The following is a 26138-nucleotide window of genomic DNA, read 5'->3' on the forward strand; positions in this document are numbered from 1 at the left end:
GAACCCATGGAGATCCGCGACGCGCAACCGTCCGACCTGCCGGCGATCCTCGTCATCCACAACGACGCGGTGGAGAACTCGACGGCGATCTGGAGCGAGGAGAAGGCCGACCTCGCCGAGCGCAAGGCGTGGCTGGCCGAGCGCCGGGGTGCCGGGTTCCCCGTCCTCGTCGCCATCGTCGACGGTGAGCTGGGCGGATACGCCTCGTACGGACCGTTCCGGCCGAAGACCGGGTACCGGCACACCGTCGAGAACTCGGTGTACGTGGCGGACGGCTACTACCGGCGTGGCATCGCCGAGGCGCTGATGCGCGCCCTCATCGAGCGCGCGGAGGCCGCCGATGTGCACGTGGTGGTCGCGGCGATCGAGGAGTCGAACCACGCCTCCGTGGCGCTGCACCGCAAGCTCGGCTTCCGGGTGACCGGGCAGATGCCGCAGGTGGGCTACAAGTTCGGTCGGTGGATGGACCTGGTTCTCATGCAGAAGATCCTCTGACGGCGCGCACCGTCCCGGACACCACGACGGCCAGCGCGATGGCGACCAGGAGCGCGATCGTCGCCACCCCGTAGGGCTGGTCCAGCACCGTCGGATTGAGCGCGCCCTTCCCGGGCGGGCGTGGCAGTGCCACCGCGGCGGCGAGAGCCAGCACCGTCACGGCGGCGAGTGCGCCGCACAGCGCACCCGGCCACCACGCGGGTGGCAGCATCCGCACGGCGACGTGTCCCGCCAGCAGGCACAGCGGCGCGAACACCCCGTCGTGCGCGACGAGGATCGCGACCGCCCACAGTGCCGCCGACAGCAGGTCGCGCGGCGGCAGATTCGTCGATTGCACTGCGCCGTAGGCGATCAGGCCCAGTCCCGCCATCACGAGCAGGACCCGCAGCACCGTCACCGCGGTCCCCGCGCGTTCGGTGCCCGACGATGCCGTGTCCGTGTCCGTGTCCGTCATGCCGCCTCGATCCTCGACACCCACTTGGTCTGATGCACGCCGGGCCGAGCCGCGGCGATCACGCGGCACGGATAGCCGTGGTCGAGATCCAGCTCCTCACCGTTGAGCCGCAGTGCCAGCAGTGAGGTCTCGTCGCGGACCTTCGCGGCCGCCATCGTCGACTGCGCGTACAGCCCGAGCTCCATCGACGCGAACCGCAGGTCGGCACCGTCGAGCCCGGCGAGCGCGGCCAGGTCTGCGATCCGCACGCCGGTCCACAGCGCGTACTGCGTCCAGCCCTCCACACAGGCGATCGGCAGGTGGACGGTGCGCTGCGGCAGGGCCTGCAGGTCGGCGAGCGTGAGCTCGACCCTGCGCGGACCGTCGAGTACGAGCCGGAAGTCCGGCGACCGAACGTGTTCCGTGACGCCGGCCGCCGCGGCGGTCCGGTTCACCGGCATGCGCTGCGGCCCGGCGCCGGATCGCGGCGCGAGTACGCCGAGCCGGTGCAGTCCGGGGACCGATTGGCTGCCGACCGCGACCACTGCCAGACCGGCCGCCGCGAGTCCCGCCGTGAGGACGGTGCGCCGGGACACCCCCGGCGCGTACGACTCCCGGGAGCCGCGCCGAAAGGCGGTGAGCACGATGGGCAGCTTGATCGCCAGGTGGATCGACGCCGCGCCGAGCACGACGAACGCGGTCGCGTAGTGGGCGGCCGGGAAGAAGAATTTCCACGCGTACCACTGCGCGATGTTGAGCAGTCCGGTGAACAACTGGAACAGCATCGCGGCCACCAGCGCGAAGGTGGCGGCGCGTTCGAGGAGCCGCGGTAAGGAGCCGATCACGGGGCGCTCGAACAACTTCGGGTACACGGCGGCCAGCTTCAGCAGCACCAGCGGGATCGCCGCCACGCCCGAGGCGATGTGCAGGCCCTGCGTCAGCTGATACAGCCAGACCGGCGAGCGCGGCTCGGCGAACCACGTGGGCGGGTGCTGCAGCCAGTGACTGAACAACCCCGTCGCGAAGCACACGACGATGCAGATGCCCAGCAGCGCACCGAGGCGGGCTGCGGTCGCCGGCTGCCGTAGGGCGGGCGGCCCGGTCGGGGACGGGCCGCTCACCGGACCAACTCCGCGCACCGTCGGCCCGAGTGATCGAGCCGGCGGGCGAGTCGGAGCCCGGCGGCGGCCGCGAGGTCGTCCAGCGCATCGGATCCCACATGCGCCCAGGGGAACCAGACGGACGTACCGCTCGCGGCCCGCACGCGGACCGCCTCCCGGTGCACGCCCCGGGCTGCGGGCTCGACCTCCACGACGACGGTGCCGCCGGGCTCGACGAGTGCCGCGGCGCGGCGCAGGAGGCGGGCGGGATCGCCGCCGATCCCGATGTTGCCGTCGAGGAGGATCGCGTGCGACCAGCGTCCTTCGCCGGGGAGCGGGGCGAACACGTCGCGCCGCAGCGCGGCGGCACCGCGCTCGCGGGTCAGGCGCACCGCGTGCGGCGAATCATCCACGCCCAGTGCGGGAATACCGCGTCGGAGCAGTACGTCGACGACGCGGCCGGGGCCGCAGCCCAGGTCCACCGTGGGGCCGTGGCACCAGTCGAGCACGGCATCGAGGAGTGACTCGTCGGCGTGCTCGTGCCCGAGCCAGCGCGCGACGGGCAGCCGCCGGACCTCGCCGCCGGCGGTCTGCAGCTCGCCGTCGTGGCCCGCCATGACGGCGTCCCAGTGCGCGGCGGTCATGCGCACCGCTCCCGCTCGGAGCGCACGGTGTCCGCGGTCCGGCGGAACCACGAATCGGCGGCGCACGCGGCGGCCACCGCTCGGACGTCGTCGGGATGGTCCACATCGCGCAGCTCCGGCAGTTCCCGAGGGTCGAGGCCGGCATCGGCCAGCGCCCGCCGAGTGCGGGCGCCCGTCGAGGCGGTCGACATCGGAACGGTGAGCAGGCACTCCAGGCGGTCCGCCGCTCCCTCCGGCACGCCGAGCGCCCACCACCCGCCGTCCTCGGCGGGCCCGAGCGCGGCGGACCGTCGGGAGGCTTCGAGGCCGAGCGCGAGCAGCTCGGGCCGGACCTGCGGGGTATCCATGCCGATCTGCAGGACGGGACCGCCGCCGAGCGCGGCGGCGCGGTGATGTGCTGCGACGAGCCGCTCGGCGAGGCCCCCCTCCGCCTGTCCGAAGACCGCGCAGTCGTCGAGCAGCTCGCGCAGGCCGGCACCGTCGACGGCGTCCTCGAGCCGCCCGCCGAGCGCCACCGCGCACCGCGCCCCGGGGACGGCGAGCGCCGCGGTCAGGGTGTCGCGCAGCGCGGCGGCGGCGAGCCGGGCCGCGTCATCAGGGCTGTAGGAGCGGGTCAGACGGGTCTTGACGAGGCCTGGGACGGGTGCCTTGGCGACCACCAGCACGGTGCTCATCGTGCCGCTCGCAGGAAGTCGACGGTGGCCCGCACGGTGCCGCGCAGCGACCCGGAGACCTTGGAGCGCCCACCGGTCCGGGGGCCGTAGTGGACCGGCCGCTCGACGACCCGCCAGCCGGCCGCGCCGGCGCGCGCGAGCAGCTCCACCGGGTAGCCCGACCGGCGATCCACGACGCCCAGCCCGAGCACCGCGTCGCGGCGCACGGCGCGCATCGGGCCGATGTCGTGCAGGGGCAGCCCGTACCGTCGGCGCAGACGCGCGGCGACGAGCGCGGATCCCATCCGCGCGTGCCACGGCCACACGCCGGGGGCGGCGGGGCGGCGCCGCCCGACCGCCAGGTCCGCGCCGTCGCGCACCGCGGCGACCAGGGACGGGAGCTCGCGCGGGTCCATCGAGCCGTCACCGTCGACGGTGCAGACGAGCGTCGAGCGCGCCGCGCTGACCCCGGCGTGAACGGCGCTGCCGTACCCAGGCCGCGGCTCGACGATCACCTCGGCGCCCGCGCGGCGCGCGACCTCGGCGGTGCCGTCGGTGGAGCCGTTGTCGACCACGAGGGCGGTGAAACCCGTGGGGAGGGAGGCGATCACGGGGCCGATCGACGCGGCCTCGTCGCGGCACGGGATCACGACGGTGACCGTGTCCGGCTCGATGTCTGTCATGTCTTTCACGCTAGGAAGGACGCGCCGTCCGGACCAGGAGTTCGCGATGACGAAAGTGTGACGGTGGGCCGTCACGTGCCCTTCGGGGTGTCGGTGCCGCTGCCGCGTCGTTACGGTCGATGCCATGCCGAGTGAACCGGCCGCGTCCCGCGGCGCCGTGCCCCGCACGCCCCGTGGTCCTGCGCGCAGCGACCTGGCGTGGGCCGTGGGTGCGGTGGTGCTGGTCGTGGCGGCGGTGATCGTCCCGCACCTGTTCGACGTCGGGTTCCGCATGCGCCTGGTCGCGGAGTCCGCGCCGCTGTTCGGGAAGTTCCGCCTGCACGCCGGCCCCGGTACCGCTCCCGCCCTGGTCATTGCGGCCGCGGTCGTGCTGTGGGGCCCCGCGCTGGCCCGACGCCTGCCGTTCGGGCGGCTCGTCGCGCTCTCCTCCGCGGTGCTGTTCGCCTGGGCGCTGAGCCTGGGCACCGTCGCCGGATGGCAGCGCTTCGCCACCAAGCTCAGCGGCTACGACCAGTACCTGCACGAGGTTCCGGGGGCCCGCGCGGACGTGGGCGCGGCCGTGCGGGACTTCGCCCGACGCATCCCGGACTACCAGCCCGACTCGTGGACCGTGCACGTGTCGGGCCACCCGCCCGGCGCGCTGCTGACCTTCGTCGGGCTCGACCGGATCGGCCTGGGCGGTGGCACCTGGGCTGCGGTGTTCTGCACGGCCGTGGGCGCCTCGGCCGCGGCGGCGGTCCTGCTGACGGTCCGCACGCTCGGCACGGAGGAGATCGCCCGGTGCAGCGCGCCCTTCCTGGCGCTGTTCCCGGGCGCGCTGTGGCTGGCACCGTCGGGCGACGCCTACTTCGCCGGAACGGCTGCCTGGGGCATCGCCGCCCTCGCGGTCGCAGCCGTGTCCCGCGGCCGGCGCGCGGTGGGGTTCGGTGTGCTCGCGGGCCTGATCCTCGGGTGGGCGATCTTCCTCAACTACGGTCTGATCCTCATCGGCGTCCTGGCGGTGACGGTGCTGCTCATCGCCCGGAACCCACGCCCCCTGCTCAGCGCGGTCCTGGCCGCGCTGGCGGTGGTCGGGCTGTTCGCACTCGCCGGATTCTGGTGGCTCGACGGTTACCACGGCGTGGTGCTGCGCTACTACCAGGGCATCGCCTCCTTCCGGCCCTTCGCCTACTGGGGCTGGGCCAACTGCGCGGCCGCGGCATGCGCGTTCGGCGTGGCGGGCGCCGCCGCGATCGGCCGGGTCCCCGGCGTGCTCCGGTCCTTCCGCCGCCCGCTGCTGGGGACACCCGCCGCGCTCATCGGCCTCGTCACGGGCGCCGTGCTGATGCTGGTCGCCGCGGACCTGTCGGCGCTGAGCAAGGCGGAGGTCGAGCGGATCTGGTTGCCGTTCACGGTGTGGATCGCCGCCGGAGGGGGAATGCTCTGGTACGGAAGGGGCATCGTGACCGCGAGAGCCTGGCTCGCGGCCCAGGCCGCGGGCGCGCTGCTCGTGGCCCACACGGTGCTGATCTACCAGTGAACGACGCAGGGAGCAGGGCGTGAACGAAGAACGGTACGTGCTCATCGCCGACGACGACCCGCTGGTCAGCGACGTCGTGCGCCGCTACCTCGAGCGGGACGGCCTGCCCACGTCCGTCGTCGCGGACGGTGCCGCGGCCGCCGAGCACCTCGCCGCCGGACGGGTGCGCCTCGCCGTGCTCGACGTGATGATGCCCGGCCCGGACGGCGTCGAGCTGTGCAAACGGGTACGCGCCGGCGCCGCCGGAGCGCGAAAGGACCTGCCCCTGATCCTGCTCACCGCCCTCGGCGAGGAGGACGACCGCGTGACGGGCCTCGCCGCGGGCGCCGACGACTACGTCACCAAGCCCTTCAGTCCCCGTGAGCTGGCGTTGCGTGTCGCATCCGTGCTGCGTCGCGCGCACCAGGAACCGGTGGCCGCGGTCAGCGAGGGCGCGGTCACCGTCGACACCCTGGCGTGCGTCGTCACGGTGCAGGGGCACGCGGTCTCGACGACGCGCCGCGAGTTCGACCTGCTGGCCCATTTCCTCGCCCACCCGGGCGAGGTGTTCAGCCGCGAGGACCTGTTGGAGCAGGTCTGGGGGTGGCAGTTCGGCGACCTGTCGACGGTGACCGTCCACGTCAAGCGCCTGCGCGCCAAGCTCGGCGAGGAGCACCGGATCGAGACGGTGTGGGGCCGCGGCTACCGCTGGGGCGCCGGAGAGGAGGCCGACGATGCCTGACGTGGTGAAGATCGCGCTGTTGGCGTTGCTGTGGTCGGCGCCCGTGGTGCTGGCCGGAGCGCTCGTGCTGTGGCGCGCGCGCCGCATGTCACTGCAGATGTCGATGGTGATCCTCGTGCTGATCCCGGTTCTGGCGGTGCTGTCCGGCGTGATCGGGGTGAGCGGCTTCATGTTCACCGCGGACTTCACACGGACGGTGACGGTGCTCGGCGCGGTCCTCGTGGTCGCGGTGCCCGCGGCGGTGGCGCTCGGCCGGTTCCAGGCCCGGCGCACGGTGTGGGAGCGCCAGATCCGCGAGCAGGAGCGGGTCGCCGAGGCCGCGCGGCGCGAGCTCGTGGCCTGGGTGAGTCACGATCTGCGGACGCCGCTGGCCGGTATCCGCGCCATGTCCGAGGCGCTCCGCGACGCGGTGGTCACCGAACCCGAGGACGTGACCGAGTTCGCGGACCGGATCGATCGGGAGACCGTGCGGCTCTCGGCGATGGTGGACGACCTGTTCGAGATGTCCCGGATCCATTCCGGTGCGCTCACTCTGGACCTCGAGACGATCGATGTGCGGGAAGTGGCGGACGAGGTCCGCGCGGGCCTGGCGCAGGTCGCGGCGCGGGCGCAGGTGGTGCTGGAACTCGATGCGCCCGAGCCGGTCCCGGCGCCCGTCGGGGTATCGGCGCTCGCCCGCATCCTGCGCAACCTGGTGCTCAACGCGCTCGCCCACACGCCGGCCGGTGGCACGGTGACGATCGCCGTTCGCCGTGACCGCGACGAGGTGGTGCTCCGCGTGGACGACACGGGTACCGGCATCGCCGATGTCGACCTCGAGCGGATCTTCGACCTCGCCTACCGCGGCACCGCCCACCGCTCGCCCGTGAACACCGACGGCCTGCCGGCGGGCACCGGGATGGGCCTGGCGATCGCGCGGGGCCTCGTGGACGTGCACGGGGGCACCGTCGTCGCCGCGAATCTGCGACGGGGTGCCCGGTTCGAGGTACGGCTGCCGGACGGGCTCAGCGCAGGGGAGCGGTAGCGAACTCGGCCAGGCCTCGCTCGGGCCCGATCGCCGCCGTGAATCCGAGTTCCGCTGCGGCGCGGGCGGGGTCGGCCACGATGTGCCGCACGTCGGGAGCGCGGAACTCGCCGGTCACCACGGGCTCCGGGGCACCGGCGGTATCGCGGGCGAGGATCCGCGCGACCTCCCCGATCATGACCGGGACGCCGGAGCACACGTTGTAGGTGCGGAAGGACGCTCGCGGATCAGCCTGCAGCGCCAGGAGGTTCGCCCGGGCCACATCACGGACGTGAACGAAGTCCCGGGTCTGCCGGCCGTCCTCGAAGACGCGCGGAGCGCGCCCGGCGGCCAGCGCGGAGCGGAAGATCGACGCCACCCCCGCGTAGGGGGTGTCGCGCGGCATCCGCGGACCGTACACGTTGTGATAGCGCAGCGCGATCACCGAACCGCCCGTCGCCCGCGCCCACCCCGCGGCGTAGAACTCCTGCGCCGCTTTGGAAGCCGCGTACAGACCGTTCGGGGATATCGGCGCATCCTCGTCCGTCAGGGTCCACCGTGCGACGGTGCCGTCGGGCAGGATCCGCTCGAACCGCCCGGCCCGCAGGTCGTCGACGGTGCGCGGCAGCGGCCTCGCCGGGCGGCCTGCGGAGTCGACGAAGGAACCGTCGCCGTAGACGACCATCGACGAGGCCAGGACCAGCCGACGGCAGTCCGCCCGGGCCATCGCCGCGAGCAGTTCCGCCGTGCCGAGGTCGTTGTTGGCGGCGAACAGGGGTGCGTCCGCGGCGTCCACGCCGGCGCCGACCGCGGCGGCCTGGTGGCAGACGACGTCCACCCCGCGCAGGACCTCGTCGAGGCCGCGCGCGTCGAGCAGATCCAGCCGCAGTACCCCGTCGGGCGTCTCATCGGTGTCATGCGCCTGGGGCAGCATCGTGTCGATGCCGATGACCTCGTGTCCGCCGCGTTCATGGAGCAGGTCGGAGATTTGCGAGCCGATGAAGCCGGCGGCGCCGGTGAGGAGTACACGCATGCGTCCATCGTGACCGGCGCCGGGCGGCGCGTCGAGGTCCGTGCGCCGCCCGTCACCGACTCGTCACACGTGCGCGGCGTTGGCCGCGATGAGCCCCGCGAGCTGCTCCGGCCGCTCGTCGGGGATCCAGTGGCTCACCCCGTCGAGCACGACGAACCGGTACGGCCCGTCCACGTACTCCCCGGCGAGCTCGGCCCCGGCGCGGGTGAGCGCGACGTCGTCGGTGCTCCAGACATAGGTCACGGGGCAGCCGATCCGCGTGCCCTCGCCCGGCTTCACCGCGGTGAAGGGCATGCCGCGGTAGTAGTTCAGGCCCCCGCCCAGGAGCCCGGGCGTCAGCACCTCGTCGACGACGGTGCCGATCGCCGGGCCCGGCATGCCGCTCGCACGGAGGAAGGCCTCGAACCGGGAGGGGAACCGTCGGGCCAGGAACTCCGGGACGAACGGGACCTGGAACAGGTACATGTAGTACGACTTCAGGGCCTGGTCCGAGCGGAGGAAGGCCCGCAGGAAGGCGAGCGGGTGCGGCACCGAGACCGCGGTCAGCGTGCGCACGAGGTGCGGGTACGACGCCGCGGTCAGCCAGGCCGTCGACGCGCCCCAGTCGTGCCCGACCAGGTGCGCCGGACCGGTGCGCTCCAGGAGCGCCGCGACGTCCGCCGCCAGCTCGGAGCTGCGGTATTGCCAGCGCCGAGGGGGTTTCGCCGTGCGTGCGTACCCGCGCTGCCACGGGACGACGGTGCGGTACCCCTGCGCGTGCAGGTGCTCCGACACGGCCGACCAGGAGGTGGGCGTCTGCGGGAAGCCGTGCAGCAGAACGACGATCTCCCCGTCGATCGGTCCGCTGTCGACGACCGGGAAGACCAGTCCCGACCTGGTGAACTCCGTGATCCGTTCCGTCATGCACCCACCCAACCACGCTCGATGGTGCGCGGCATCCGCCCTGGGGCGGAGGTGTACGGAACCGTTCGGCGTCCCCGCGCGTCCAATGGGTAGGGGGACGAATTCGTGAGGGGAGCGCGGAATGCTCAGTGGACCCTTGGTGACCTTGGTGGTCGGCCTGGCCGGTATCGCCGGCGTGCTCGCGACGCTTGGCCAGCGCACGTGGTCGGAGGCGAAGGACCGCGCCCACCGGACCAGGCACGACGAGCGAACCGAGTGGTGGCGCCGGTACCAATGGGCTGCGGAGCAGGTGAATCAGGAGGAGAGACCTCGGGCCGAGGAGTTCGGTCGGGCGGTCATGAGTGCCCTCGCCAGAGAGCCGTCTGTGACCTCGAGTGAGATCGCGATACTGGCGGCTGTAGCGACGAGGATGGATTCGGGTGACAATGGAATCGATCCGCCAGGAGGAGTGCGTAGTGAGTGAGTACAACAGCGCGGAAGAGCGCGCCAAGGCGAAGTTCAGTCTGCAGGGCAGCACGCCGCGTTCACGGCAACTGAGCGCAGAGCTCCTCGTCACTCTCGCGCGGCGCCAGGGTCACGAGCCCGAGCAATGGGTACTCGACGTCGCGGAGGGCCGCCTCCCGGCCTGACTCGTCAACCGGCGTCGGTCTTCGGGGCGCTCACCGGCCGATTCACCAGGCTGACGCTGGTGCTCCAGGCACGCACGCCGGCGACTGGTTCAGTGGATGTTGAGCGAGGCTTAAGGACCGGGGCGCATGGTGGAGGGGTCAGAACATCCGCAAGTCGGAGGAATCGTCATGATCACCAGGACCGTCACCATCACCGCAGCGGTCGCCGCAGCAGCCGGCCTCGCCCTCGTCGCACCCGGGGCTGCCAACGCCTCGCCGAACGGCTGCGACGTGCACCAATGGACCGTCGCTCACATCGAGACGCCCAGTTCCAGCGCCTCGATCTGCCGCTGGAAGGGCGACGGCCGCACCGAGTACCGCGGGTTCGGCAAGGGCAACGGCCTCGCCGTGACCGCGCCGGTCGTCTGGTCGAACGGCTCGTCCTACAGCGCCGTCAACAACGGCTACACCTACCGCCTCGACGTGGGCCGCGGCCTCGCCGTCGTCGCCCCGAACGGCTACCAGATCTCGTACGAGCCCGCGATCTGACGGAACTGCCCCCGGGCCTCCCGTTCCGGCCGCAGTGGGGCGGCGCACCGTCGGCCTGCGGATCAGCCCCGGTGCCGCACCTCGTAACCACTGACCACGGACACGCGGTTGAAGGCGTTGATCGTGACCGCGGCCCAGATGAGCACGGACGTCTGCCTCTCGTCGAGGACGTCCGTCGCGCGGTCGTAGGCGATGTCCGCGGCGTGATGGGGCGGCAGTGCGGTCACCAGCTCGGCGATCTCGAGCGCGGCGCGCTCCAGGTCGTCGAACAGGCCCGGGGCCTCGCGCCAGGCGGGCAGCACATCGAGCTGCTGGTCGCTGACGCCCGCGGCGCGCGCGGCCTGCGCGTGCAGGTTGAGGCAGAACGCGCAGCCGTTGAGCTGCGAGCACCGCAGGTTCACCAATTCGATGACCCCGCGGCTGATCCCGGCCTCCTCCGCGGCCGCGGCCACCTCGGCCGAGACCGCGATGAGCTGCTTGTAGATCCGGGGTGAGGCCTTATCGATCCGCACTCTCTGCGCTGGCATGGCACTAGGCTAGCGGCTATGAGCAACGTCGACCGGATGCCCGACGAGGTCGAGTGCGGGGCCACGGCTCCGAGCGCCGGGGTGGAGGTGATCGAGGCGCGGGAGGTGCCCCTCGGCGGTCCTCGAGCGATGACGGTGCGCCGCACCCTTCCCACGCATGAGCGCTCGATGATCGGCGCGTGGTGCTTCGCCGATCACTACGGCCCCGATGAGGTGGACCACTCCGGTGGGATGAACGTGCCGCCGCACCCGCACACCGGCCTGCAGACGGTGAGTTGGCTGTTCGAGGGCGAGATCGAGCACCGCGACAGCGCGGGCGTCGAGGCGCCCGTCCTGCCCGGCGAACTCAACCTGATGTCCGCCGGTTCCGGCATCAGCCACTCCGAGGTGTCCACGCCGCAGACCCGCCTGCTCCACGGCGTCCAGCTGTGGCTCGCGCTGCCGGACGGGGCGCGTAACGCCCACAACGGCTTCCAGCACTACGTGCCGCCCGTCGTGGATCTTCCCGATGTGCGCCCCGGCGGTCCGGGGGGCACCGTGAAGGTGTTCATCGGCGAACTCGCGGGCAGCTCCGCCCAGATCACCACCGCCACGCCCGTGCTCGGCGCCGAGATCCATCTCGCGCCCGGTGCGCGCGTCGCGATCGCGGTGAACGAGGACTTCGAGCACGGCGTCCTGCTGGACACGGAGCGTCTCCTGTTCGACGGGGTGGCCCTCACCCGCGGCGACCTCGGGTACGCCGGGCCGGGCCTCGGGGGCCTCCGGCTGCACAACCCCACGGACCGGACCGCCCGCGTGGTCCTGCTGGGCGGCGTGCCCTTCGACGAGGACATCGTGATGTGGTGGAACTTCGTCGGCCGCAGCCACGAGGAGATCGTCCGGTTCCGCGAGGAATGGGAGGCGCGGTCCGTGCGTTTCGGCGAAGTGAGCGGCTGGCGGGACGATCAGTACCTGCCCGCCCCGCCGTTGCCCACCACCCGCTTGAAGCCGCGAAAGAGGAGCACACGATGACCGACAACACCGCTGATACCCAGGCGGCAGTCACCGTCACCCGCAACGACGCCGAGGGCCGCTACGAGGTCGCCGTGGGCGGCGAGCTCGCCGGTTTCACCGTGTTCATCGATCACGGTGAGCGGCAGCGGATCTTCCCGCACACGGAGGTCTTCGAGCAGTTCGGCGGCCGCGGGCTCAGTTCCGTCCTGGTCCGCGACGCGCTGGCGGACACCCGCGCGGCGGGCCGGCACGTCGTCCCCGTGTGTCCGCTGGTCAAGAAGTACGTGACCAAGCATCCCGAGGCGGCCGACGTCGATCCGGTCACGCCGGAGATCCTCGCCGCACTGCGCTGACCGAGCCGCCTGCGGACGCGTTCACAGGAAACTGCCAGCGAGTCGTCAGAGTCCTGGGCGCGGCACGGTGCACGATGGCGTGGTGTCCAGCGTGAAAGAGGAACCCATGCCCCGCGTGCTCGTCGTCGACGACGAGCAGAGCATCCGCGAGCTGCTGCAGGTCAGCCTCAAGTTCCAGGGTTTCGACGTGGCCGTGGCCCAGGACGGGCCGGCGGCGCTCGACACGGTGCGCACCTTCCGCCCGGATGTCATGGTGCTCGACATCATGATGCCGGGGATGGACGGGCTCGGGCTGCTCAAGCGGCTGCGCCAGGACGGCGTCGAGGCGCCCGCGCTGTTCCTCACGGCGCGGGACTCGATCGAGGACAAGGTCGCGGGGCTGACCCTGGGCGGCGACGACTACGTCACCAAGCCCTTCAGTCTCGAGGAGGTGGTGGCCCGGATCAACGTGCTGCTGCGCCGCAGTGGCTTCGGTGAGGGCGACGCGTCCACGCGGCTGGTTTTCGCCGATCTGGAGCTCGACGACGAGACCCACGAGGTGTGGAAGGCGGGGGAGCTGGTGTCCCTCTCGCCGACCGAGTTCACCCTGCTGCGGTACTTCATGGTCAACGCCGGCGTCGTGCTGTCGAAGCCACGGATCCTCGATCACGTGTGGCACTACGACTTCGGCGGTGACGTCAACGTCGTCGAGTCCTATGTCTCGTACCTGCGCCGCAAGGTCGACACCGGCGAGACCCGACTGATCCACACGCTGCGCGGCGTGGGCTACGTGCTGCGCGAACCCAGGTAGGCGCGCGGTGGGCTCACGCACCGGCCTCGCGTCCCGGGTCCCGCTGCGCTTCTCCCTCGTCGCGCTGGTGGTGGGGCTCGTCTTCCTCGGCCTGCTCGCGTCGGGCGCGGCGCTGACCGCGGCGATGCAGGATCGCCTGCTGTCCCGGGAGGACCAGACGCTGCGGCAGGCCGCCGACACCTGGGCCCGGCCGAAGCCGAACCTGCCCGAGCCGGTCCGCAGTGGGAAGTCCCCGCCCACCCGCTTCTACCAGGCCGTCTTCCTTCCCGACGGGACGCAGCTGCAGATCAGCAATCCCGACTTCACGGAGCGGCCCGACCTGTCGGGCCTCGACGATCTGCACGGCGACGCCGTCACGGTGCGATCGGTGGGCGGTAAGGACCCGCAGTGGCGGGTGGTGCAGTCGAGCTCGCAGTACGGCGTCGCCTACGTGGCGGTGACCCTCTCGGACGTCGAATCGACGCTGCGCGCGATGGTCGCGCTGGAGTTGCTGATCGGCGGCGGCGTCCTCATCGTCGCGGGCGGGCTCGGCTACCTCGTGGTGCGGCGTTCCCTGCGACCCCTGGAGGAGGTCGAGGCGACGGCGGAGGCGATCGCCGCGGGTGATCTCACCCGACGCGTGCCCGAGGCGCCCCCGCACACCGAGGTGGGCCGCCTCTCGACGTCGATCAACACGATGCTGCACCAGGTCCAGGACTCGTTCGACCGCGTCGCGGCCTCGGAGGAGCACGCCCGCGCCGACGAGGAGCGGATGCGCCGGTTCGTCGGCGACGCCTCGCACGAGCTGCGCACTCCGCTCACGTCGATCCGCGGCTTCGCCGAGCTGTACCGGCAGGGCGCGACCGACGACACCGAGTTCGTCATGTCGCGCATCGAGTCCGAGGCGCAGCGGATGGGCCTGCTCGTCGAGGACCTGCTGATGCTGGCCCGGCTCGACGCGCGGCGGCCCTTGGCCGAGGACACCGTCGACCTGGTGGCGGTGGCCGACGACGTGGTCCACGCCGCGCAGGCCCGTGAGCCGGGCCGCGACATCGAGCTCGTCGTCGCTCCCGGCCCGGGTCCGGCGCTCTCGGGCCCCGACAGCCCGGGTCCCGGCACCGTCGAACTCACGGGCGACCGGGACCGGCTGCACCAGGTGATCACCAACCTGGTCTCGAACGCGTTGCGACACACGCCCGACGACGCCTCGGTGCGGGTGCGGGTGGCCGCGGAACCCGGCGCGGTGGTGCTGTCGGTCGCGGACACGGGGGCGGGCATGGATCCCGCCGAGGCCGCGCGCGTCTTCGAGCGCTTCTACCGGACCGACTCCTCGCGCAGTCGCGGCAGCGGCGGCGCGGGCCTCGGCCTGTCGATCGTGCAGAGCATCGTCGTGCGGCACGGGGGCACCGTCACCGTCGAGACCGCCCCCGGGCAGGGCGCGACCTTCACGGTGCGCCTGCCGCGCTGATCCCTACTCCGCCGCGAGCGCCTCGACGATCTTGGTCTGCGCCTCGTCCAGCGACTCGGCGGACGGGTTCTGGTCGACTCGTCCGAAGTCGAAATCGGTGAGGCCGTACGCGGGGAAGACATGCAGGTGCACGTGCGGGACCTCGAAACCGGCGACGATCAGGCCCGCGCGCGGAGCGTCGAAGGCGCGTTTGACGGCCCGGCCCAGCTTGCGCGCGACACTGTTGAGATGCGCCGAGAGCTCGTCGTCGAGGGACTCCCAGTTGTCCACCTCCGCGCGGGGCACCACCAGCACGTGGCCCTGCGTGAGCGGCCCGATGGTCAGGAACGCCACCACGGAATCGTCCTGGTACACGAACCGCCCGGGGAGCTCGCCGGCGATGATCTTCGAGAACACGGTTGCCATGGGGTCAGGCTATCGGAGCGGCCCACCGCTGTCCGCGGACGCCGACGGGGCCGCGGGGATCGGTACGCGGCCCGGCGCGGTTGCGGTGTCCAGCGCGGTCGCCGGTAAGGTCATCGACGTGCGAGTACTCGTCATCGGCACCGGCGGCCGCGAACACGCCCTCCTCGACGCGCTGACCCGTGACCCGCAGGTCACCGAGCTGCATGCGGCCCCCGGGAATCCGGGCACCGCGGCGATCGCGACCAATCACCAGGTCGACGCGTCATCGGGTGACGAGGTGGCCGCGCTCGCCGAGCGCCTCGCCGCCGACCTCGTCGTGATCGGGCCGGAGGTTCCGCTCGTCCTCGGCGTCGCGGACGCGGTCCGCGCACGCGGCATCGCGGTCTTCGGCCCGTCGGCCGCCGCCGCGGCCATCGAGGGCTCGAAGGCCTTCGCCAAGGACGTCATGGAGGTCGCCGGCGTCCGCACCGCGCGCAGTGAGATCGTCGACAGCCCGGCGTTGATCGATGCGGCCCTGGACCGGTTCGGTCCCACCTGGGTGGTCAAGGACGACGGTCTCGCCGCGGGCAAGGGCGTGGTCGTCACCACCGACCGCGCCGCCGCCCGAGCCCACGCCGCCGACCTCATCGAGTCCGGCCGGCCCGCCCTTCTCGAGTCCTTCCTCGACGGTCCCGAGGTCTCCCTGTTCTGCCTCGTCGACGGCGAGGACGTGGTGCCGCTGTTGCCCGCGCAGGACCACAAGCGCGTCGGCGACGGCGACACCGGCCCCAACACGGGCGGCATGGGCGCCTACGCCCCGCTGCCGTGGCTCGCCGAGGGGGCGGTCGACGAGATCGTCGAGACCGTCGTGCGCCCCGTCGCCCGCGAGATGGTGCGCCGTGGCGTGCCCTTCTCCGGCCTGCTGTACGCCGGCCTGGCGATGGGGGCGGAGGGGCCCGCCGTCGTCGAATTCAACTGCCGTTTCGGCGACCCCGAGACGCAGGCCGTGTTGAGCCTGCTCACCTCGCCCCTGGGCGAGGCGCTGAACGCGACCGCCACGGGCGCGTTGGGCGCGCTGCCCCCGCTCCGGTGGCGCGACGGTGCCGCCATCACCGTCGTGCTCGCCGCCGAGAACTACCCGGCAGCGCCGCGCAAGGGTGATGTCATCACCGGCGCCGACGGCGCCGGGATCTACCACGCGGGCACGGCGGTGGACGCCGAGGGCCGACTGGTCTCCAACGGCGGCCGCGTCCTCAACGTGGTCGGCGTCGGCGACGACCTCGCGGCGGCGCGCGCGGACGCGTACGGGAAACTCGATCGGATCAAGCTGCCGGGCAGTCATTTCCGGACGGATATCGGATACCAGGCGTTGCAGTAGCGCATTTGTGCTCGTTCCCGGCGATCACGTCGGACGATTTGATCGAAAAGGTCTGGCCGGGCGGGGTGTGCTGGCACCATGTCTCAGATGACAGCCGCGACCACGCCCAAGGGTGAGCGCCGGCGCGCGGCCCTCGTGGCGGCGGCCGGAGAGCTCCTCGTCGAGGGGGGCTTCGAGTCGGTCCGGCACCGCGCGGTGGCGCACCGGGCGCACATCCCCCTCGCGGCCACCACCTATTACTTCGAGTCCCTGGGGGACCTGCTCTCCAACGCCGTCGCCTACGCGGGCGAGCTCGACATCGCCGCGATCCGCGGGCGGGTCGAAGCGGTGAGCAGGCGTCGCCGCGGCGATGCGGCTCTGGCGAAACTGTTGGCGGCGGTGTTCTTCGCGGCGGACACGGAGGCCGAGCGCGGCGCCCTGATCTCCCGGTACGAGCGGTTGGTGCTGTGTACGCGCGACCCCGAACTCACCCGGCTGCAGGCCCAGACGCGGAACGTGCTGGCGGACCTGCACGCCGAGGTGCTCGACCGCTCCGGGCGGCGGGCCGACAGGCCCTGTGTGGATCGACTGATGGCCATCGAGGACGGTGCCGCGCTCGCGGCCTTCACGACGCCGGGCGCGGACGTCAACCGTGCGATCCGGGACGCGCTCGCCGCCGCCGTCGACGATCTGGCCCCCGTACTGCCGTAGGGCTTCCTTCCCGGAAGGCGGGGCGGATGGTGCATGAGATAATCGCTCGGTGAGCACTCCCCGCATCCCCGATGTCCTCGCCAACCGCTACGCCAGCCCGCGCATGCGCGAGCTGTGGTCGCCCGAGTACAAGATCGTGCTGGAGCGCCAGCTGTGGATCGCGGTGCTCAAGGCACAGCGCGACCTCGGGATCGACGTCCCCGACGGTGCCGTCGAGGCCTACGAGAAGGTCGTGGACCAGGTCGACCTCGCGTCGATCGCCGAGCGGGAGCGCATCACCCGGCACGACGTGAAGGCGCGGATCGAGGAGTTCAGCGACCTCGCCGGGTTCGAGCAGATCCACAAGGGCATGACCAGCCGCGATCTCACGGAGAACGTCGAGCAGCTGCAGGTGCTCCGTTCGCTGGAGTACGTGCGCGATCACGCCGTCGCCGTCGCCGCCCGGCTCGCCGAGCGCGCCGCGCAGTACTCGTCGGTCGTGATGGCCGGCCGCTCGCACAACGTGGCGGCGCAGGCCACCACGCTCGGCAAGCGCTTCGCCTCCGCCGCCAACGAGCTGCTGGTGGCGATCGCCCGCCTCGAGGACCTCATCGGCCGGTATCCGCTGCGCGGCATCAAGGGGCCGATGGGCACCTCGCAGGACATGCTCGACCTGCTCGGAGGCGACGCGTCCAAGCTGGCATCGCTGGAGGATCGGGTCGCCGCGCATCTCGGCTTCTCGCAGTCCTTCGTGTCGGTCGGCCAGGTGTACCCGCGCTCGCTCGACCACGACGTGGTGAGCGCGCTGGTCCAGGTGGCGGCGGCACCGTCGTCCCTCGCGACGACGATCCGGCTCATGGCCGGGCACGAGCTGGTCACCGAGGGCTTCCAGCCCGGGCAGGTGGGCAGCTCCGCGATGCCGCACAAGATGAACACCCGCTCCTGCGAGCGCGTCAACGGCCTCGCGGTGATCCTGCGCGGCTTCGGCTCGATGGCGGCGGAGATGGCCGGCGCGCAGTGGAACGAGGGGGACGTCTTCTGCTCCGTGATCCGCCGTGTGGCACTGCCCGATTCGTTCTTCGCGATCGACGGCCTCTTCGAGACCTTCCTGACGGTGCTCGAGGAGTTCGGCGCCTACCCCGCCGTGATCTCCAACGAGCTCGATCGGTACCTGCCCTTCCTCGCGACCACCCGCGTACTGATGGCAGCGGTGCGGGCGGGCGTCGGCCGCGAGACGGCGCACGAGGTCATCAAGGAGCACGCCGTCGCGGTCGCACTCGCGATGCGTGAGGAGGGCCGGGAGCCGGACCTGCTCGACCGCCTCGCCGGCGATTCCCGGCTCGGCCTCACCCGCGCGCAGCTCGATGTCGCGCTCGCGGACCGCGCCGCCTTCACGGGGGCCGCGGAGGCCCAGGTCGCCCAGGTGGTCGCCGACGTCGAGGCACTCGTCGCGAAGCACCCCGCCGCGGCCGGCTACACCCCGGCGCCCATCCTCTAACGATAGGGTGGCGGTGTGCGTCCTGAACTGAGTGAGTACACGCCGATCTACTCGGGCAAGGTCCGTGAGCTGTACGAGATCGACGCCGAGCACCTACTGCTCGTCGCGAGCGACCGGATCAGCGCCTACGACTACATCCTGGACACGACGATCCCCGACAAAGGGCGCGTGCTCACGGCGATGTCCGTGTTCTTCTTCGACGCGCTCGGCGTCCCGAACCACCTGGCCGGCCCGGCCGACGATCCCCGGATCCCGGAGGCGGTGCTCGGGCGCGCGCTGGTCACCCGCCGCCTCGACATGGTGCCGGTGGAGTGCGTGGCCCGCGGCTATCTCACGGGCTCCGGGCTCAAGGAGTACCGCGCGAACGGCGAGGTGTGCGGTGTGCCGCTGCCGGCCGGACTGGTCGACGGCAGCCGCATCGACCCGCCGATCTTCACCCCCGCCACCAAGGCCGCCGTGGGTGATCACGACGAGAACGTCTCGTTCGAGCGGGTGGCGCAGGACGTCGGGCTCGAGCTGGCGACGCAGCTGCGAGAGCTCACCCTCGACGTGTACGCGCGCGGTGCCGACATCGCCCGCGAGCGCGGGATCATCCTCGCGGACACCAAGTTCGAGTTCGGCCGCAGCTCCGACGGTGACCTCCTCCTCGGCGACGAGGTGCTCACGCCCGATTCCTCGCGCTATTGGGACGGTGAGCTGTACTCGCCCGGATCCGCCCTGCCGAGCTTCGACAAGCAGATCGTCCGGGACTGGCTCACCGAGGAATCCGGCTGGTCCACCGCCGCGGGCACCCCGCCGCCGCCGCTCCCCGCCGACGTGGTGGAGCGCACCCGTGCCCGCTACATCGAGGCCTACGAGCGCATCTCGGGCCTGAGCTTCGCCGATTGGCCGGGTGCGGCCGCATGACCGATGCCGTCCAGCCGGTCGCCAAGAAGGTTCCGTCGGCACGGATCTTCCACGCCGACACCGTGATCGACGACTACGCGTGGCTCGCGGACACCACCGACGAGGAGGTGCTCGACTACCTCCGCGCGCACAACGCGTACACCGAGGCGGCCACCGCCGCGCAGGAACCGCTCCGCGAGGCGGTGTTCGCCGAGATCAAGGCGCACACGAAGGAGACCGACATGTCGGTCCCGCAGCGCCGCGGCGGGTTCTGGTACTTCGCCCGCACCGTCGAGGGGAAGCAGTACGGCATCCATTGCCGCGCACCGATCGCCGGGCCGGACGACTGGACCCCGCCGGTGCTCTCCGACGGATCGCTGCCGGGCGAGCAGGTCCTGATCGACCTCAACATCGAGGCGGAGGGGCACGAGTACATCGCGATCGGTGCGGCCTCGGTATCGCCCGACGGTGCCCTGCTCGCGTACTCCCTCGACACCTCCGGGGACGAACGGTTCACGCTGCGGGTGCGCGACATCGACACCGGAGAGCTCTTGCCCGATACGGTCGAGAACGTCTTCTACGGCGCGACGTGGGCGCCGATCACCCCCTCGGGGGAGCGGTACCTGTTCTACACCACCGTCGACGACGCCTGGCGCGCCGACCGGATCTGGCGGCACGAGATCGGTTCGAACGGAACCGATGTCACCGTGTTCCACGAGACCGACCAGCGCTTCGGCGTCGGCATCGGGCTGAGCCGCAGCGAGAAGTACCTCATGCTCGCGGCATCGTCGACCCTGAGCTCCGAGACGCACGTGCTCGACGCGACCGATCCGACGGGCGAGTTCCGGGTGCTGCGGCCCCGCGAGGAGGACGTCGAGTACTCCGTGGAGCACGCCGTGCTGGACGGCGAGGACCGGTTCCTCTTCTTGCACAACCGCACCGGCATCAACTTCGAACTGGCCTCGGCCCCCGTCGACGCCCCGACGGACTGGACGGTGCTGGTCCCGCACCGTGACGATGTGCGCCTGGAGTACGTCGACGCCTACGCCCGGCGGCTCGCCCTCGGGTACCGCCGGGGCGGCCTGCCCCGCCTCGCGCTCGCCGCGGCCGCGGCGGCCGTACCGGAGTTCACCGAGTGGAACCCGGGCGAGGAACTCGTGAACCTGGGCCCCGCCGCGAACCCCGAGTGGGACGCGCCGCGGATCCGCTTGGCCTACGAGTCCTTCGTGACCCCGGGCACCGTCCTCGAGCTCGACCCGGCGACGGGGGAGCAGACGGTGCTCAAGCGGGCCGACGTCCCGGGCTACGACGCCGCGCTGTACACGGCGGAGCGGCTCTGGGTGACCGCCCGCGACGGCGCGCAGGTGCCCGTATCGGTGGTCCACCGCAGAGACCTCCCCGCGGGGCCGGCGCCCACCCTGCTGTACGGCTACGGCTCCTACGAGGCCACGCTCGACCCCTGGTTCTCGGTGGCCCGGCTCTCGCTCATGGATCGCGGCGTCGCCTTCGTCGTGGCGCACATCCGCGGCGGCGGGGAGATGGGCCGCGCCTGGTACGACCACGGCAAGCAGCTGGAGAAGAACAACACCTTCACCGATTTCGTCGATGTCGCACGGCATCTCGTGGACGCCGGGCGCGCGGAGCCGCGGCGCCTCGTCGCGATGGGCGGCAGCGCCGGCGGGCTGCTCGTGGGTGCCGTGGCGAACCTCGCACCGGAGCTGTTCTCGGGCATCGTGGCCGACGTTCCGTTCGTGGACCCGCTCACCTCGATCCTCGACCCGAGCCTGCCGCTCACCGTGGGCGAGTGGGACGAGTGGGGCAACCCGCTGGAGAGCGCCGAGGTGTACCGGTACATGCGGGACTACTCGCCGTACGAGAACGTCGCCGCGAAGCCCTACCCCGCGATCCTCGCCACGACCTCGCTCAACGACACCCGCGTGCTCCCGACGGAGCCCGCGAAGTGGGTGGCGAAGCTCCTCGACCACACCACCTCGGGCGAGCAGATCCTGCTCAAGACCGAGATGGTCGCCGGCCACGCGGGGGTCAGCGGGCGGTACGCGAAGTGGCGCGAGACCGCGTTCGAGTACGCCTGGGTCCTCGACAGGCTGGGCGCCGCGCAGTAGCTTGCTGTCATGAAGAAGCTCCTGGTGGCCACAGCCTGCGCCGCGCTGCTCCCGTTCGCCGCGCCGGTGGCCGCGGACCCCGGTACCTCCGGCCCGACGGTGACCTACTCGTACGTCGGGCCGTCGACCGCGCCGCAGTACCACGTCGAGTACGTCATCACGGTGCGCGGCGGCGTCGCCACGGCGAAGGTCGGCGGGTACGGCACCGTCGACGGGACGGAGAAGCCCGCGAAGACGGAGACGAAGCGGCTCGACCGCGCGACGCAGCGCGCGCTGGTGCAGGCAGCGCCGTCGATCCCCGCCCCGGCCACGGGCGCACCCTGCCCGGGAGCCGCGACGAGTCGCCTGACCTACGAGATCGGCCGCGCCGCCCCGCGGATGACCGTCGCCTACACCTGCGCGAGCGGCGATCCCGGCCGCCTCGCCGCGATCAGGGCCTACATCGCCCCCGTCGAGAAAGAGCTCAGCGTCCTGCCGAGCGTGACCTTCACCGTCACCCGGTAGGAGGCGCTGCAGAAAGCACACGTGCCCGGTCCCCCAGGGGGACCGGGCACGTGACCTATCAGGCGGGGATGCTCAGTGCGGCATGACCATCTGCCGCTCGGCGGCCTCGGTGTCCGCCGCATGGGTGCGGGGCAGGAAGAACGCCGGGATGATGCACAGCGCGACCAGGATGGCGGCCACGGAGTAAGTGTTCCCGAAGGCATCCGCCGCGAAGGGCAGGTTCTTCTCGAGGAAGGCGTGGAAGGCCTCCACGCCACCGGGGCCGTGCGCCGCGGCTTCACGGGTGGCCGGGCTCGAGTTCATGCCGAAGGCGAGCTTGCCGCCGGCGATCTCGCCGCCACCCATCGGATTCGGCATCTTCTCGCCGGCGTTGGTGAGCCAGTTGGTGAACAGCACGGAGAAGATCGCGGTGCCCATCGACGCGGCGATCTGCTGCACGATGTTCGTGAGCGTGGAACCGCGCGAGATGGATTCCGGTGCCAGCGTGCGGATCGCCGCCGACATGGTCGGCATCATCGTCATACCCATACCGAGGCCCTGGATGAACAGTGAGCCGAGCAGGATCCAGTACGGCGTGTCCGCCGTGAGCTGGGTGAAGGCGATCATGCCGCCGGTGATCAGCGCGAGGCCGGTCATGACGAACTTGCCCGGGCCCATCTTGTCGGTGAGCACGCCGGCGATCGGCATCGTCAGCATGGCGCCCAGGCCCTGCGGCGCGAGCAGCAGGCCGGCCATGAGGGTGGACTCGCCGCGGATGCCGATGAAGTACTGCGCGTACAGGATCGAACTGCCGAAGAAGGCCATCGCGAACATGGCGAAGGTGATCATGGCCACCGTCATGTTCCGGTTCTTGAACAGCCGCAGGTCCAGCAGCGGCAGCTTGGCGCGCAGGGCCCAGAAGACGAAGCCGACGATCAGCACGAGGCCGACGGCCGTCGCGGGGATGACCCGGCCGGCGTACATCGACGAATCCGACTGAGCCTCGGGGATCGAGGAGATGCCGAACAGGAACAGCGCGAGGCCGGGCGAGAGCAGGATGAAGCCGACGAGGTCGAACTTCTGCCCCTCGACGGGCTCGTCCTTGTCCAGCACGAACCAGGCGTAGACGATCGCGATCGCGCCGATCGGCACGTTGATCAGGAAGATCCAGTGCCACGAGAAGGACTCGATCAGCCATCCGCCGAGGATCGGGCCGCCGATGGGGCCCAGCAGCATCGGGATACCGAGCACGGCCATGACGCGGCCGATGCGCTCCGGGCCGGCGGCCCGGGTCAGGATCATCATGCCCAGGGGCATGAGCATGCCGCCGCCGAGGCCCTGCAGCACCCGGTAGAGGATCAGCAGGTCGATCGACGTCGCCGTGGCGCAGAGCGCCGAGCCGGCCACGAACATCGCGGTGGCGGCCATGTACAGCCGCTTGGTGCCGAAACGATCAGCGGCCCAGCCGGTCACGGGGATCACCGCGGCCAGTGCCAGGGTGTAGCCGGTCATCGTCCAGGCGACGGTGGCGGGCGATGCGCCCCACTGCGCCTGGAAGGTGTTCTGCGCGACCGCCACGATCGTCATGTCCAGGATGGCCATGATCGATCCGAGGACGACCACACCGGCCACCATCAGGACGCGCCGGTCGAGGCTCTCACCCGCGTGCGGGATCCCGCTCTCTTCGAGCGTGTTCTCGGTACTCATGCGTTCTCTTTCATTGCGGTGAAGAAGGGGTTCGGAGGGATCAGCCCCGTGTCGAGGATCTCGACCATCACGTCGTGCAGCCGGTTGCGGAGCTCGACCGGCAGCCGTTCCGCGAAGCTCAGCACCTCACGATGCTTGTCGCTGACCGCGGAGGCAACTGTTTTACGCCCGAGGTCCGTGATGGTGAGGTTCTTGATCCGACGGTCGGAGGAATCCTCGCGACGATCGACCATGTCGAGCTGAACAAGCTTCTCCACGTTCCGTCCCGTGGCGGCGACGGACAGCCCGAGATAATCGGCGAGCCGGTTGATCGGGAGCGGAGCCTCGCTGGCGGCGAGCTGCAGCAGGATGTGGAACTGGTGCGCCGTGATGTCGGACGACAGCATGGTGCCCAGACTCTCCTGCGTGACATTGCACATGAGACGGCCCATGAACTCGCTGAAGACCTCGGTGAGAGCGTCGGCTGTGACGTCTACGGGTGTTGCTTGCACCCCAAAACGATAACTCTGGCGCAACCATTGCGCAATCGAGATAGATGTGTCCTGCGTTACATCCCGCGTAGGCTCGGGAGCATGACTGCTCTGGACTCCATCGCCCTCACCACGCTCGACGGTGCTGCCACCTCCCTCGCCGACTACGCCGGGCGCGCCGTGCTCGTCGTCAACGTCGCCAGCAAGTGCGGCCTGACCCCGCAGTACGCGGGCCTGGAGGCCCTCGCGACGAGGTACGCGGATCGGGGCCTGACGGTGCTCGGCGTGCCCTGCAACCAGTTCGCCGGCCAGGAGCCGGGGACCGCCGAGGAGATCGCGACCTTCTGCTCGACGAGCTACGGCGTGACCTTCCCGCTTCTGGAGAAGACCGAGGTCAACGGCGAGAATCGGAACCCGCTCTATGTCGAGCTGACCAAGACCGCCGACGCCGAGGGCGAGGCGGGCGATGTCCAGTGGAACTTCGAGAAGTTCCTCGTCGCGCCCGATCACGTCACGGTGCAGCGCTTCCGCCCCCGCACCGAGCCCGAGTCCGCCGAGGTGGTCGGTGCGATCGAGGCCGCCCTCGCGTGAGTGCCGCGTCCGCCGGCGCGGCGGCGAGTTGGGCGCCACGTAACCTTCCATCCCCGAATCGGTAAGGAACGCGGCGCACACTCATCGGCATGAGCTCGCCGCTGTACGTCTCCGTCTCCGCCCTGTCCGACTCCACCCGTGGACACGCGGAACGGTTCGCGGCACAGATGGATGAGCGCGGCGTGCCCGTCTCACTGCTGGTGGCGCCCCGCCTGAAGGGCAAGTACAAGCTGCTCGACGACCCGTCGACCCAGGCCTTCCTGCGCGAGCGCCGCGCCGGGGGCGATGCGATCGTGCTCAGCGGCTACGACCAGGCCCCCACCAAGCGGCGCCGCGCGGAGTTCTCGACGCTGGGAGCGCACGAGGCGAAGCTGCGCCTGGCGGCCGCCGACCGGGTGCTCGAGACGGTGGGGCTGCGCACGAGGGTGTTCGCCGCGCCGCGGTGGAACGCCTCCACCGGCGCGGTGCTGGCCCTGCCCGACGCGGGGTTCCGGCTCAACCTCGGGTACACCGCGATCACCGACCTCGTGACCGGCGAGGAGGAGAGGGCCCGGGTGCTGGGTATCGGCGACGGTTTCCTCAGCGAGCCCTGGTGGTGCCGTGCGCTGCTCGCGCAGGCCAACCGGATCGCGCGCCGGGGCGGAGTCCTCCGCCTCGCCGTCGACGCCCGGCGGCTCGACTCCTCGACGGTGAGCCGCACGATGCTCGACGCCGTCGATCTCGCACTGCACCACGGCGCGGAACCGGCCGTGTACGAGCACCGGGCGCGGGTGCTCGTCGCGGCCTGACCGCGGCGGGACTACACCTGCACCGAATCCTCCGCGCCCCAGCGGAGGAGGTCGGCACCGTCGGGCCGCATGTCCGCGAGCCGGGCGAGGTAGATCCCCGAGCCCTCCGGCGAGAGCAGTGCGTCGTGGATCGGTACCGCGACGGCGGGGGCGATCGCCCGGAAGAAGTCGATCGTCTCGCTGATCCGGCACCACGGCGCGTTCACCGGCAGGCCGAGCACGCCGACGGGGACGTCGGGCACGAACAGTGCGTCGCCGGGGTGGTAGAAGCGGCCGATCCGCTCCTCGTCGCCGAGGAGGATCGAGGTGTTGTCGATCGTCGGCATGTCCGGATGGATCACGGCGTGCACGCCGCCGACGGCCCGCGCGATGAGGTTGCCGATGCCGTAGTCGTGCCCCGGGAGGGCGGAGATCCAACGGTCGCCGCGGGCGGCGGCCGTGGTGGGGTCGGCGAAGAGCTGCGCATCGGGATTCGCGTCGACCAGCGCGTCGATGCGGGCCGGATCGATGTGGTCCGGGTGCTGGTGGGTGACGATGATCGCGTCGAGCCCGGTCAGCCCCTCGAAGCCGTGCGAGAAGGTGCCGGGATCGAAGAGCACCCGCGTGTCGGACATCTCCACGAGGACGCAGGAATGGCGGAAGTGGGTGAGTCGCATGCGCCCAGTATGCGCCGGTAAACTCACCTGTACAGCGCGATCGACACCCGAG

General features: G+C 71.4%; 30 protein-coding genes. 18 read left to right on the forward strand and 12 right to left on the reverse strand.

The genetic code is table 11. The annotated features are described in order from the left end of the window. Positions 1-6: 6 nt before the first annotated feature. Positions 7-495, forward strand: coding sequence for a GNAT family N-acetyltransferase (locus tag HF999_RS17870; RefSeq protein WP_168547195.1), 489 nt, complete (start codon positions 7-9; stop codon positions 493-495). Here the strand turns inward: HF999_RS17870 and HF999_RS17875 are convergent. From HF999_RS17875 to HF999_RS17895, 5 genes are read right to left on the reverse strand one after another with little or no spacing between them, the layout of a single operon-like run. Beyond that, positions 476-949 carry a hypothetical protein gene (locus tag HF999_RS17875; protein ID WP_168547196.1) on the reverse strand — a complete coding sequence of 158 codons (474 nt, stop codon included), beginning with the start codon at positions 947-949 and terminating at the stop codon, positions 476-478. The genes HF999_RS17870 and HF999_RS17875 overlap by 20 nt on opposite strands. After that, positions 946-2049, reverse strand: coding sequence for a molybdopterin-dependent oxidoreductase (locus tag HF999_RS17880; RefSeq protein WP_168547197.1), 1104 nt, complete (start codon positions 2047-2049; stop codon positions 946-948). Before HF999_RS17880 ends, HF999_RS17875 begins: the two co-directional genes overlap by 4 nt. Beyond that, positions 2046-2672 carry a methyltransferase domain-containing protein gene (locus HF999_RS17885; RefSeq protein WP_168547198.1) on the reverse strand — a complete coding sequence of 209 codons (627 nt, stop codon included), beginning with the start codon at positions 2670-2672 and terminating at the stop codon, positions 2046-2048. Before HF999_RS17885 ends, HF999_RS17880 begins: the two co-directional genes overlap by 4 nt. Beyond that, positions 2669-3346, reverse strand: coding sequence for a TIGR04282 family arsenosugar biosynthesis glycosyltransferase (locus HF999_RS17890; RefSeq protein WP_168547199.1), 678 nt, complete (start codon positions 3344-3346; stop codon positions 2669-2671). Before HF999_RS17890 ends, HF999_RS17885 begins: the two co-directional genes overlap by 4 nt. Next, positions 3343-4008, reverse strand: a complete 666-nt coding sequence (locus HF999_RS17895; RefSeq protein WP_168547200.1) for a glycosyltransferase family 2 protein — start codon at positions 4006-4008, stop codon at positions 3343-3345. Before HF999_RS17895 ends, HF999_RS17890 begins: the two co-directional genes overlap by 4 nt. 124 nt (positions 4009-4132) lie before the next feature. Here HF999_RS17895 and HF999_RS17900 point away from each other — a divergent pair, with 124 nt between their 5' ends. Genes HF999_RS17900 through HF999_RS17910 form a run of 3 tightly spaced genes read left to right on the forward strand, consistent with a single transcriptional unit; the run spans position 4133 to position 7272 of the window. Then, positions 4133-5527, forward strand: a complete 1395-nt coding sequence (locus HF999_RS17900) for a hypothetical protein (RefSeq protein ID WP_246208028.1) — start codon at positions 4133-4135, stop codon at positions 5525-5527. A 19-nt stretch (positions 5528-5546) separates the two neighbouring features. After that, positions 5547-6248 (forward strand): response regulator transcription factor, encoded by a 702-nt coding sequence (locus HF999_RS17905; protein ID WP_312854192.1) that lies wholly within the window; start codon positions 5547-5549, stop codon positions 6246-6248. Continuing rightward, on the forward strand, positions 6241-7272 hold the full coding sequence (locus HF999_RS17910; RefSeq protein WP_168547201.1) for a sensor histidine kinase: 1032 nt from the start codon (positions 6241-6243) through the stop codon (positions 7270-7272). Before HF999_RS17905 ends, HF999_RS17910 begins: the two co-directional genes overlap by 8 nt. Here HF999_RS17910 and HF999_RS17915 read toward each other — a convergent pair. Further along, on the reverse strand, positions 7253-8284 hold the full coding sequence (locus tag HF999_RS17915) for an NAD-dependent epimerase/dehydratase family protein (protein ID WP_168547202.1): 1032 nt from the start codon (positions 8282-8284) through the stop codon (positions 7253-7255). The two genes, HF999_RS17910 and HF999_RS17915, sit on opposite strands and share 20 nt — an antisense overlap. 63 nt (positions 8285-8347) lie before the next feature. Further along, entirely contained in the window at positions 8348-9187 is an 840-nt protein-coding gene (locus HF999_RS17920; RefSeq protein ID WP_168547203.1) for an alpha/beta fold hydrolase, read from the reverse strand. Positions 9188-9642: 455 nt separating this feature from the next. On the opposite strand from HF999_RS17920, the gene HF999_RS17925 reads away from it, so the two are divergent. Continuing rightward, entirely contained in the window at positions 9643-9816 is a 174-nt protein-coding gene (locus tag HF999_RS17925) for a hypothetical protein (RefSeq protein ID WP_168547204.1), read from the forward strand. Between the two features lie 168 nt (positions 9817-9984). Continuing rightward, on the forward strand, positions 9985-10344 hold the full coding sequence (locus tag HF999_RS17930) for a hypothetical protein (RefSeq protein ID WP_168547205.1): 360 nt from the start codon (positions 9985-9987) through the stop codon (positions 10342-10344). 62 nt (positions 10345-10406) lie between these two features. On the opposite strand, the gene HF999_RS17935 is transcribed toward HF999_RS17930, so the two are convergent. Next, entirely contained in the window at positions 10407-10871 is a 465-nt protein-coding gene (locus HF999_RS17935; RefSeq protein ID WP_168547206.1) for a carboxymuconolactone decarboxylase family protein, read from the reverse strand. Positions 10872-10889: 18 nt separating this feature from the next. Between HF999_RS17935 and HF999_RS17940 the strand changes: the two genes are divergently transcribed. The 4 genes from HF999_RS17940 to HF999_RS17955 all read left to right on the forward strand — a co-directional run bounded on the left by HF999_RS17940 (position 10890) and on the right by HF999_RS17955 (position 14454). After that, complete coding sequence (locus tag HF999_RS17940; protein WP_168547207.1) at positions 10890-11882, forward strand: pirin family protein; 993 nt, start codon at positions 10890-10892, stop codon at positions 11880-11882. Then, positions 11879-12217: a GNAT family N-acetyltransferase gene (locus tag HF999_RS17945; RefSeq protein ID WP_168547208.1), complete on the forward strand. Its 339-nt coding sequence runs from the start codon at positions 11879-11881 to the stop codon at positions 12215-12217. The genes HF999_RS17940 and HF999_RS17945 overlap by 4 nt, the downstream gene beginning before the upstream one ends. Before the next feature lie 106 nt (positions 12218-12323). Next, entirely contained in the window at positions 12324-13007 is a 684-nt protein-coding gene (locus tag HF999_RS17950; protein WP_168547239.1) for a response regulator transcription factor, read from the forward strand. A 7-nt stretch (positions 13008-13014) separates the two neighbouring features. After that, entirely contained in the window at positions 13015-14454 is a 1440-nt protein-coding gene (locus HF999_RS17955; RefSeq protein ID WP_312854193.1) for a sensor histidine kinase, read from the forward strand. Between the two features lie 3 nt (positions 14455-14457). On the opposite strand, the gene HF999_RS17960 is transcribed toward HF999_RS17955, so the two are convergent. Beyond that, positions 14458-14859 (reverse strand): HIT family protein, encoded by a 402-nt coding sequence (locus tag HF999_RS17960; protein ID WP_168547209.1) that lies wholly within the window; start codon positions 14857-14859, stop codon positions 14458-14460. Between the two features lie 118 nt (positions 14860-14977). Here HF999_RS17960 and purD point away from each other — a divergent pair, with 118 nt between their 5' ends. The 6 genes from purD (at position 14978) to HF999_RS17990 (ending at position 21895) form a co-directional block, all read left to right on the forward strand. After that, positions 14978-16216 carry a phosphoribosylamine--glycine ligase gene (purD, locus tag HF999_RS17965; protein ID WP_312854194.1) on the forward strand — a complete coding sequence of 413 codons (1239 nt, stop codon included), beginning with the start codon at positions 14978-14980 and terminating at the stop codon, positions 16214-16216. An 87-nt stretch (positions 16217-16303) separates the two neighbouring features. Then, on the forward strand, positions 16304-16906 hold the full coding sequence (locus HF999_RS17970) for a TetR/AcrR family transcriptional regulator (RefSeq protein ID WP_246208032.1): 603 nt from the start codon (positions 16304-16306) through the stop codon (positions 16904-16906). Between the two features lie 49 nt (positions 16907-16955). Further along, positions 16956-18383, forward strand: coding sequence for an adenylosuccinate lyase (gene purB / locus HF999_RS17975; protein WP_168547211.1), 1428 nt, complete (start codon positions 16956-16958; stop codon positions 18381-18383). Positions 18384-18398: 15 nt separating this feature from the next. Continuing rightward, the gene (locus HF999_RS17980; protein ID WP_168547212.1) at positions 18399-19289 is read left to right on the forward strand and encodes a phosphoribosylaminoimidazolesuccinocarboxamide synthase; all 891 of its coding nucleotides are present in this window, start codon (positions 18399-18401) and stop codon (positions 19287-19289) included. Then, positions 19286-21391 carry a S9 family peptidase gene (locus HF999_RS17985; RefSeq protein ID WP_168547213.1) on the forward strand — a complete coding sequence of 702 codons (2106 nt, stop codon included), beginning with the start codon at positions 19286-19288 and terminating at the stop codon, positions 21389-21391. Before HF999_RS17980 ends, HF999_RS17985 begins: the two co-directional genes overlap by 4 nt. A 9-nt stretch (positions 21392-21400) precedes the next feature. Then, positions 21401-21895, forward strand: coding sequence for a hypothetical protein (locus tag HF999_RS17990; protein ID WP_168547214.1), 495 nt, complete (start codon positions 21401-21403; stop codon positions 21893-21895). Between the two features lie 72 nt (positions 21896-21967). Here the strand turns inward: HF999_RS17990 and HF999_RS17995 are convergent, their stop codons facing one another. Both HF999_RS17995 and HF999_RS18000 read right to left on the reverse strand, forming a co-directional pair. Beyond that, positions 21968-23581: a DHA2 family efflux MFS transporter permease subunit gene (locus HF999_RS17995; RefSeq protein WP_168547215.1), complete on the reverse strand. Its 1614-nt coding sequence runs from the start codon at positions 23579-23581 to the stop codon at positions 21968-21970. Continuing rightward, positions 23578-24072: a MarR family winged helix-turn-helix transcriptional regulator gene (locus HF999_RS18000; RefSeq protein WP_168547216.1), complete on the reverse strand. Its 495-nt coding sequence runs from the start codon at positions 24070-24072 to the stop codon at positions 23578-23580. The genes HF999_RS17995 and HF999_RS18000 overlap by 4 nt, the downstream gene beginning before the upstream one ends. Positions 24073-24153: 81 nt before the next feature. Between HF999_RS18000 and HF999_RS18005 the strand changes: the two genes are divergently transcribed. Together HF999_RS18005 and HF999_RS18010 are read left to right on the forward strand one after the other, a co-directional pair. Next, the gene (locus tag HF999_RS18005) at positions 24154-24642 is read left to right on the forward strand and encodes a glutathione peroxidase (protein WP_168547217.1); all 489 of its coding nucleotides are present in this window, start codon (positions 24154-24156) and stop codon (positions 24640-24642) included. Positions 24643-24731: 89 nt separating this feature from the next. Next, positions 24732-25430, forward strand: coding sequence for a DUF2334 domain-containing protein (locus HF999_RS18010; RefSeq protein WP_168547218.1), 699 nt, complete (start codon positions 24732-24734; stop codon positions 25428-25430). Between the two features lie 11 nt (positions 25431-25441). Here HF999_RS18010 and HF999_RS18015 read toward each other — a convergent pair whose 3' ends face one another. Then, positions 25442-26086, reverse strand: a complete 645-nt coding sequence (locus tag HF999_RS18015) for an MBL fold metallo-hydrolase (protein ID WP_168547219.1) — start codon at positions 26084-26086, stop codon at positions 25442-25444. Between the last annotated feature and the right edge of the window lie 52 nt (positions 26087-26138).

It is taken from the genome of Tsukamurella spumae, assembly GCF_012396015.1.
In the GTDB taxonomy this organism is placed as follows: Bacteria; Actinomycetota; Actinomycetes; order Mycobacteriales; family Mycobacteriaceae; genus Tsukamurella; species Tsukamurella spumae.